This is a genomic window from Saccharopolyspora sp., from assembly GCF_017434145.1.
In the GTDB taxonomy this organism is placed as follows: domain Bacteria; phylum Actinomycetota; class Actinomycetes; order Mycobacteriales; family Pseudonocardiaceae; genus Saccharopolyspora_C; species Saccharopolyspora_C galaxeae.
Map to the genome: position 1 here is coordinate 1 of NZ_JAFRFW010000595.1, position 8,704 is coordinate 8,704.

At 70.0% G+C, this 8,704-nt stretch carries 7 protein-coding genes and 1 pseudogene; all 8 read right to left on the reverse strand.

Translation table 11 applies throughout. The annotated features are described in order from the left end of the window. Positions 1-62 precede the first annotated feature (62 nt). Positions 63-1,001 (reverse strand): copper transporter, encoded by a 939-nt coding sequence (locus tag IJH84_RS16380; RefSeq protein ID WP_295145941.1) that lies wholly within the window; start codon positions 999-1,001, stop codon positions 63-65. Beyond that, entirely contained in the window at positions 998-2,182 is a 1,185-nt protein-coding gene (gene steA, locus IJH84_RS16385) for a putative cytokinetic ring protein SteA (protein ID WP_295145930.1), read from the reverse strand. Before steA ends, IJH84_RS16380 begins: the two co-directional genes overlap by 4 nt. Positions 2,183-2,281: 99 nt before the next feature. Then, complete coding sequence (gene recN / locus IJH84_RS16390; RefSeq protein ID WP_200073057.1) at positions 2,282-4,087, reverse strand: DNA repair protein RecN; 1,806 nt, start codon at positions 4,085-4,087, stop codon at positions 2,282-2,284. 114 nt (positions 4,088-4,201) lie between these two features. After that, on the reverse strand, positions 4,202-5,095 hold the full coding sequence (locus tag IJH84_RS16395) for an NAD kinase (protein WP_295145932.1): 894 nt from the start codon (positions 5,093-5,095) through the stop codon (positions 4,202-4,204). Next, entirely contained in the window at positions 5,092-5,982 is an 891-nt protein-coding gene (locus IJH84_RS16400) for a TlyA family RNA methyltransferase (RefSeq protein WP_295145934.1), read from the reverse strand. Before IJH84_RS16400 ends, IJH84_RS16395 begins: the two co-directional genes overlap by 4 nt. A 4-nt stretch (positions 5,983-5,986) precedes the next feature. Beyond that, positions 5,987-6,226 carry a hypothetical protein gene (locus IJH84_RS16405; RefSeq protein WP_295145937.1) on the reverse strand — a complete coding sequence of 80 codons (240 nt, stop codon included), beginning with the start codon at positions 6,224-6,226 and terminating at the stop codon, positions 5,987-5,989. Positions 6,227-6,320: 94 nt separating this feature from the next. Beyond that, positions 6,321-7,331 carry an HAD-IIA family hydrolase gene (locus tag IJH84_RS16410; protein WP_295145939.1) on the reverse strand — a complete coding sequence of 337 codons (1,011 nt, stop codon included), beginning with the start codon at positions 7,329-7,331 and terminating at the stop codon, positions 6,321-6,323. Further along, positions 7,328-8,704 (reverse strand): annotated as a pseudogene (locus IJH84_RS16415) (hypothetical protein); the annotation flags it as partial. The gene IJH84_RS16410 and the pseudogene IJH84_RS16415, both read right to left, overlap by 4 nt.

Here is an 8,704-nt window from a genome sequence, read left to right on the forward strand (position 1 = left end):
CGCCGCCCGGCGCAAGCCTCGGACCGCGCTACCCGCGCCCGGCATTCGCTGCGGACCGGGCCTCAGTCCCTGGCGCCGGGCACCACGCCTTGCGCGGTACCCGCGACGCCGTAGTGCCCGGCTCGATGGTCGAGCTGCTCGCGCAACGCGAGCACAGCGGCCGCCCTCCCCTGCGGGGTCTCCACATCGTCCACTGTGGAGAGCGCGGCGGCCGTCGACGAGTCCGCCCTGGCAACCCCGACCGCGCCGGCGCCGGCTGCGGACCCGGAACGGCCGGCGAGTACGGCTCCGGATCCCGAGCGGTCGAGCTGAGTCGCCAGGCGGGCCACCACGCTCGCACGGCTTCCCGCGTCATCTCCGCGTTCCGCACCGCCGGTCAGGACCAGGGCCAGCGGCGCGGGCTGGACCTCACCGGAGGCCGTGGCGAACCCGCCTTCGCTCAACCCGCCCAGGGCGGCCGACCGCTCTTCCGGGGAGACCTGAGGCTGTCCGGTCGCCTGGTCCAGCATGGTCAGCGGCCCCAGCAACCCGCCCGTGAGCGTGCCGAGATCCGTCGCGGTCGGCAGCTGCACCCCGGCGGGCAGCAACCGGGTGACCACCCGGCTCAACTGGTCCGCACGGTCCGGTGCGGCGACCGCCTCGGTGAGCTGCATATCACCGGTCACGCGGCCGCCCGCCGCCTCGATCATGCGGCGCGCGCCGTCCCGCTCCTGTTGTGGAACGTCCCACGAGCTGACCAGGACGACTCCGCGGTCGGCGAGCTGACCCCGCACCGCCATCGGAGCCGTCGCGGCGCTGAAGCGCAGCGCTCCGTCGAGGCGCGCTTGCAACGCCGTGCGTTCGGCGCTCAGCTCGCCGACCTGGTGGCTCAGCGAATCCCGCTCGCTACCGACGTGGGACAGCAACCGGTCGCTCAACGACGTCGACCCGAGCACGATCCCGACCGCCAGTGCCAGGAACACCGCGGCCAACGAAACCAGGTGATGCCGCATCGAGATCACACGAACCACCCCTTCACCAACGCGAGCGCGGACTGCCCGGCATCCTGCAGCACGGCGAGGAACGAGGTCCCGAATCCCGATGCCGCCAGCGCGATGAACACGACCGCGAGCACGGCCAGCACCAGCAGCAGGAGCGCTGCATTCGAGCCGGTCCCGCGCTGCAAGACCGCAACGGCCGACCCGTCGACGAGCCTGCTGCCCAGCCGCAACCGGGTCAGGAACGTGGACGGGTTCGATCCGGAGCGACCCCGGTCCAGGAACTCGTGCAGGGTCGCCTGGAACCCGACGGTCACCACCAGCTGCGCCGCACGAGCATCCGCGATCAGCAAGGCCAAGTCTTCGGGATTGCCGGAGGCCGGGAACGTCAGCGCACCGATACCCAGGTCCTGGATGCGCTCGATGCCGGGAGCGTGTCCGTCGACATGAGCGGGAACGACCACTTCGGTGCCCCGTTTGAGGGTGGCCGTCTCGATGCCGTTGGGGTCACCGACGACCACGTCGGGGTGATATCCGGCACGTCGCAGCGTGTCCGCTCCGGTGTCCACTCCGATCAGCACCGGGCGGTAATGCTTGATGTACCGCTTGAGCCGTTTGAGGTCGTCGACGTGCCCGTAGCCGGGCGCCAGCACGAGCACGTGGCGGCCTTCCATCGGCACGCTCACGTCCGGAACCCCGATCCCGTCCAGGATCAGCATCCGCTCGGTGCGCAAGAACTCGATGGTGTTGGCGGAGAAAGCTTCCAACTGCGCGGTCATCCCGGCCTTGGCCTCGATGAGCTGATCCGCGATCGAGTCCGCGTCCTGTTCCTGGCCGTAGGCGAGTTCCTCGTCGCCGGAGTACACCACGCCCTCGTGCAACCGAATGCGCGCGCCGTCCTTGACCGATCGCAGGACGTCCGAACCGACGTCGTCGATCAGGGTGACGTCCGCGCCGGAGAGGACCTCCGGCCCCAGGTTGGGGAAGCGTCCCGAGATCGACGGCGCGGCGTTGACCACCCCCACCACACCGGCTTCGACCAAGGCGTCCGCGGTGCGGCGATCGAGGTCCACGTGATCGAACACGACGACGTCGCCCGGGCCGAACCGCCGCGGCAGTTCGCCGGGACGGTGCGCTACCCGCGCCGTCCCGGCCACACCAGGACGGCTGTCCTCCTGGCGGGTGAGGAGACCACTGATCTTCATGAACCGATGGTGACAAACAGATCACCGAACGCAGGACCGCCACGCCGTACCGGTACCGCCGTTCACCGATATTTCACTGCTCTGAACGGAGCAACGAGATCAGCGGCTGCGCTTACGCGTCCCCTTGCTCTTGCCGCTTCCCTGGCCACTGCCGGTATCCGCCTTGTCCGAGGCCGCAGTCGCCAGCAACTCCTCCGCGTGCGCGCGGCCGGTCGCGGTCGAGTCCAGGCCCGCCAGCATCCGGGCGAGTTCGGCCACTCGGCGCTCGTCCGCCACGGTGCGCACGTCGCTGCGAGTCAGTCCCGTGTCGTTGGAACCCTTGTCGACCACGAGGTGCCGATCGGCGTACGCGGCGACCTGCGCGAGGTGCGTGACGACGATGACTTGGTGCGTGCGGGCCAATCGGGCCAGCCGCCGACCGATCTCCACTGCGGCGCGGCCACCCACCCCGGCATCGACCTCGTCGAACACCAGCGTCGGCACCGTGTCGGCGTCGGCAAGCACCACTTCCAGCGCGAGCATCACGCGGGAGAGTTCGCCGCCCGAAGCCCCCTTGTGAATCGGCAGTGCCGGCGCGCCCGAGTGCGCGACCAGGCGCAGTTCCACCTCGTCGGTGCCCTCCGGGCCGGCCGTCAACGTCCGGTCCCCGACGCGCAGCGCCGATGGATCGTCGGCGTTGGCCTCCTTCGGCTCCACGACGACCTCCAGCCGGGCCTGTGCCATGGCCAGCCCGGACAGTTCCGCGGAGACCGACTCCGCGAGTCCGCTCGCAGCCTCGACGCGAGCGTCCGACAGCGCCTGGGCGTGCTGTGCGAGTTCACCGGCCAACTCATCGCGGCGTCCCGCGAGTTCGGCCAGCGCCTCTTCGGAGGTGTCCATCCCCGCCAGCCGGTTACGCGCCTCCGCGGCCCATTCCAGAACCCCGTCGACGTCGGCGGCGTACTTCTTCGTCAGGTTCTTGAGCTCGGCTTGGCGTGCCAGCACCTGCTCCAGCCGACCCGGGTCGACCTCCAGCCGGTCCAGGTAACCGCCGAGCTCGGCGCCGACATCGGCCAGCACCGCGGCGGCTTCGGCGACCCGAGGTTCCAAGTCGCGCAGCGCCGGGTCCTCAGCACCGCCGAGCCTGCGCCGCGCGTCCCCGAGCATCCCCATGGCACCGGGGGCTTCCGGGTCGCCGTCCGCAGCACCGCTGACCGCTTGCTGTGCGCCGGTGGCGATCTCGCGCAGCTGATCGACGTCCGAAAGCCGGCGGGCTTCGTCGACCAGAGCCTGATCCTCTCCCTGCTCCGGAGCGACGGCGTCGATCTCGGACAGGCCGTGCCGCAGCAGGTCCGCCTCCCGCGCCCATTCCTGAGCGCGCTCGGTGCGCTCCTTGAGCTCGCGGACCACCTCGGTCCACTCGGCACGGACCCGCTGGTACTCGGCCAGCGCGGAGGCGACCGGCTCACCCGCGAAACGGTCCAACGCCGCGCGCTGCTCACCGGGGCGCAGCAACCGGAGCTGATCGTTCTGCCCGTGCACGGCCAGCAGCTGGTCGGAAAGATCGGACAGCACCGCGTTCGGCACCGCCCGTCCTCCCAAGTGCGCGCGCGAACGACCGTCCGAGTTCACACTGCGCAGTGCGAGGAGACTGCCGTCCTCGTCGGGTTCGGCACCGGCCTCTCGCGCGACCTTGACGGCGCCCGAGTCCGCGGTGACCTCGAAACGTCCCTCCACCAGCGCTCGAGGGGTGTCGGACCGGACCCGCGACGCGTCGGCACGCCCGCCGCTGAGCAGGTGCAGCCCCGTGACCACCATCGTTTTGCCCGCCCCGGTCTCGCCGGTCACCACGGTCAATCCCGGGTGCAGCTCGAGCGTGGCGTCATCGATGACGCCCAGTCCCTGGATGCGCATCTCCGCCAACACATCGAGCACCCTAGCGGTCCGCCCCGACCGGCTGAGGGGTGCCAGTCCGATCAACGCGGCCAACCCGAACGGAGCGGTGAGTCGGCCACTACCTCCGCCGCCGGTCACGGGCGTTCAATCCGCCGCAGGCCCGCGCCATCCCTGCACCGGCAACTCGAACTTGCGCACCAAGCGTTCGGTGAAGGACGCGTCGTACAACCGGACCAGGCGCAGCGGGTTGGCACCGGCGACGACCTCCACCCTGGCGCCCGCCGGCAGGTCGAAGTGCCGTTGCCCGTCACAGCACAGCACCGCGTCGTGGCCGCCCTGATCGATCTCCAGCGCGAGCGTCGAGTTCCGGGACACCACCAACGGTCGCGCGAACAGCGCGTGCGCATTGCTGGGAACCACGAGCAATGCCTGCACTTCGGGCCAGACGACCGGACCACCGGCGGAGAACGCATAGGCCGTCGATCCGGTCGGGGTGGAGCACAGCACCCCGTCGCAGCCGAAAGCCGAGACCGGTTGGCCGTCGACCTCCACGACGGCGTCGAGGATGCGTTCCCGGCTGCTCTTCTCGACGCTGGCCTCGTTCAACGCCCACGTCGTGGCGAGCACGCGACCGTCGAGCATCGCAGTGACATCGATGGTCATGCGTTCCTCGACGTGGTAGCGCCCTTCGACGACAGCCAGCACCGCCTGGTCCAGCGCATCCGAGTCCGCCCCGGCCAGGAACCCCACCCGGCCCAGGTTCACCCCGAAAACGGGCACTCCTGGCAGCCTCGCCAACTCCGCGGCTCGCAACAAGGTGCCATCGCCACCGAGGACGAACACCAACTCGGTGCCGGCAGCGGCGTGCAGTCCGGTGGGCACGGCCTCGGTGTAGCAGCCCGGGCTGAGCTCGCGCGCCTCGTCCTCCAGGACCCGGACCCGCACCCCGGCGCCGACGAGCTGTCCCGCGACCTTCTCCGCCGTGCGCAGGTTGTGCTGCCTGCCGGTGTGCACCACCAACAGCACTTCTCGGGTCAACTACCGCTCCCTTGCCGCTCATCGGACGTGCTCGCGACAGCTGCGGCGTCGGTGACACCGCCGTTGTTCGCAGTCTGCGGTCCTCTGCGGACCGCGTCCACCACGAGCTCGGTGGCTTCCGAAGCGCTGGTGCTCGAGCCCGCCCGCAACCACACGAAGAACTCCACGTTTCCCGACGGTCCGGGCAGCGGGCTGGCTTCCACAGCACGCAACCCCAGACCGCTGTCCGCGGCGAAGCGCACGACGTCAACGACGGCTTCGGTGCGCAGCCCCGGATCACGCACCACTCCACCGGATCCGAGGCGTTGCTTGCCCACCTCGAACTGCGGCTTGATCATCAGCACCAGGTCGGCGTCCTGCACCGCGCACGCGTGCAGCGCGGGCAGGACCAGCTTGAGCGAGATGAACGACAGATCGGCCACCACGAGGTCGACCTTTCCACCGATGTCCTCCGGGCTCAGCGAGCGCACGTTCGTGCGGTCCTGCACGCGGACCCGCTCGTCGGTCTGCAACGCCCAGACGAGCTGTCCGTATCCGACGTCCACAGCGACGACCTCGCGCGCGTCGCGTCGCAACAGCACGTCGGTGAATCCGCCGGTCGACGCGCCCGCGTCGAGGCAACGCCGACCACTGATCGAAAGACCTTCGGGCTCGAAAGCCGTTAGTGCCCCCAAGAGCTTGTGCGCTCCGCGGGAAGCCCACCGCGGGTCGTCCACGTCCTCGTTCACGACGATGGGCGCGGCGGTCTCAACGGCAGTGGCGGACTTCTTGGCCACCATTCCGCGCACGGTCACCCTGCCCGCGGCGACGAGTTCGGAGGCGTGCTCGCGCGACCGAGCCCAACCACGCCGTACCAGTTCGGCGTCCAAACGCGCTCTGCGTGGCACTGCTTCACCCACCGCCGGTCGGACCGGAATGCATGTTCTCGGCTTTGCTCAACGCGTCCGACAACGCCGAGTGCACCGCTTCGAACCGTTCGACGTGTTCGGCCACCGGCAGCTCACGCACCTCATCGAGGCGTGCGAGGGCCGCGCTGATGGCCTGCTCGGCGGCAGAACCGTCGTCCACCTGCCTCGCCAACATCGACGGATTCGGCACCGAGGGTTCGCCCTGCTGCCCTGGAGAGGTCATCGTCTCCCGCCTCTGTTGCGACGTCGCCGGGCATGTCACGGCGACCAAGTCAACGCTATCCGACCGCAGCGGCCGGTGCGCGGAACCGGCCGGGTCAGTCCAGACCGAGTTCCCGCAATGCCCGACTCGCTTCCGCGTCGCCCGCCTGCAAGGCGACCTCGCCGGAACCGGCCGCCCACCACGCAGCGCACAACGCGCGCAGCGCCGTGAGCCGGTCACCGCCGCCAGCCGCGGCATTTGCCGTGAGCTCCAAGGAGCGTTCCCCGACGCGGACCTTCCACTGCTGCTGTTCGCCGACCGCAGAGTCATCGATCGGCCGGAACAGAGCTCGCATGTCCTCGGCCAAGTGATCCGGGCGCGCGTCGGGTGGTGCGAACAACACCTCGGCCGGAGTGCCCACGCCGGTGAACACCATCAGCGACGGCATCCCGTACCGGACTGCGCCCGCAATGTCGGTGTCCAACCGATCTCCCACCATCAACGGGCGCCGCGCGTCGGCGGAAGCCACGGCACGCTCCAATAGCGGCAGTTCCGGTTTGCCCGCGACCTGCGGCTCCCGGCCGGTTGCAGCGCGCAGGGCGGTCACCATGGCGCCGTTGCCGGGCAGTTCACCGCGCTCGGTCGGCAATGTCGCATCGGAGTTGGAGGCGACCCACAACGCCCCGGCCCGGATAGCCAAACAAGCTTCGGCCAGGTTCCACCACGCGGTCTCCGGCGAATGGCCCTGCACCACTGCGACCGGCTTATCCTCGAACCGCCGCACCGGAGTGAGGCCGACGTGCTCGATTTCCCCTGCCAGCGCATCCGTCCCGACCACGAGAACGTTGGCACCCGCGGACAGCTGCTGCCCCAACAGAGCAGCTCCTGCTTGCGCGCTGGTGCTCACCTCGCTCGCGTCAGCGCTGAGCCCGAGTGAGTTCAGGTGATCGGCGACGGCCTGCCCCGGTTTCGACGCGTTGTTCGTGACGTAGCGCGCGTGCACACCATCTCGACGCAGACCATCGATGGCTTCGTCAGCCCCAGGAGCCAGCTGCCCGCCCCTGTAGACGGTGCCATCGAGATCCAGCAGAACCACGTCGTGGTTCTCGAGCAGAGAGCCGGTCACCGCGCCTCGCCACCTCCGGACTGTTCCGAGCCGTCCGAGGGTGTCGCCCCGTGCGCTCGTTCCGCGTCGTCCTCCGGCTCGTCCACGTCCTTCATGACGGTAAGCGGCCCGACCGCTTCCGCTTCAGCGACGAGTTCCTCCGCGGCTTCGGCACCACCGAGCTGGACGACAAGCTCGTCCAACCGTTCCGGAGCATCGGTCTCGGTTTCGTCGTCGGCGTGCGCGGCATGCACGAACCAGGTGAACGCCTCCTGCACGCGGTCGGCAGCGAGCAGGTTGTCGGCGTACGCGTAGAACAGACGGGCACTCCACGGCTCTTGCCGTTGCGGATCAAGCTCCGGGATCTGCAAGCTCACCACAGAAGCGTCGATCTCGCCGAGGTCCCGGCGCGCGCCCGCCGCAACGATGCGCAGCTCCACAGCTTCCTGCCCGGTCAACTCGGCTGCTTCGGGGCTGCGGCTCAGTTCCAAAGCGCGTTCTGCCCGTCCCAGCGCACGCTCGCAGTCCGCCATGATCGCGACGTGGCCGACGCCGCCGACCATCCGCCGCGCCGCGCGCAGTTCCGACAACGCCTCGGTCCACTCGCCCATCTGGTAGGCCGTGAGCCCGTTGGCCTCGCGAACCGCCCCGATCCGGGAGGCCCGGCGCCGCGCGTAACGCGCGTGCTCGAGCGCCCGCTCCGGTTCGGTGTCCATGAGCTTGCCCGCAGCGACCAGATGCGCAGCGACCTTGTCCGCCAAACCCTTCGGCAGCGAGCGCATCTCCCGTCGGATTTCCTCGTGCAGTTCGGCGGAATCGACGTCTTCGGGCAGCTCCGGCGCGTCCGGGAGCTGTTTGGTCTCCTGTTCCGCGCTCGCCGCATTTCCCGTTTTGCGATCCGGCCGGTCTTTCCCGCGCGGCCGATCGGTGCTGGACCGCTGCCTCCGGTCCTCGCGGCCGTCACCGCCACGCTTTCCGTAGCGATCGTCCTTCCCGGGACGGTCGGCAGGCCGCCGGTTCTCATCCCGTCGGCCTTCCCCCCGCCGATCACCGTCGCGGGCAGGCCCGCCACGGTTCTGACCGGGTCCGCCATGGTCGCGTTTCGGGCCGGCGCCGCGATCGCTGCGGCGGTGGTCATCCTGCTGGCGACCGGAATGCTGGTCCCCGCGGCTGCGGTTCTGTTCCGAACGCCCTCGCCGGTCGTCGAACCTCGGTTTACCTTTACGGTCGTCTCGGGAGTCGCCTTGGCCGCTGCGCCGGTCGTCGCGGCCGAAGGGGCGTCCACCGCGGTCGTCCTGCCTGTCGTGACGACGGGGCCCGCCCGGCCCCTTGCGGTCATCGCGGCGCGCTTCTCGCCGATCCTCGCGCGGTCCGCCCCGCCTGTCGGACGAACC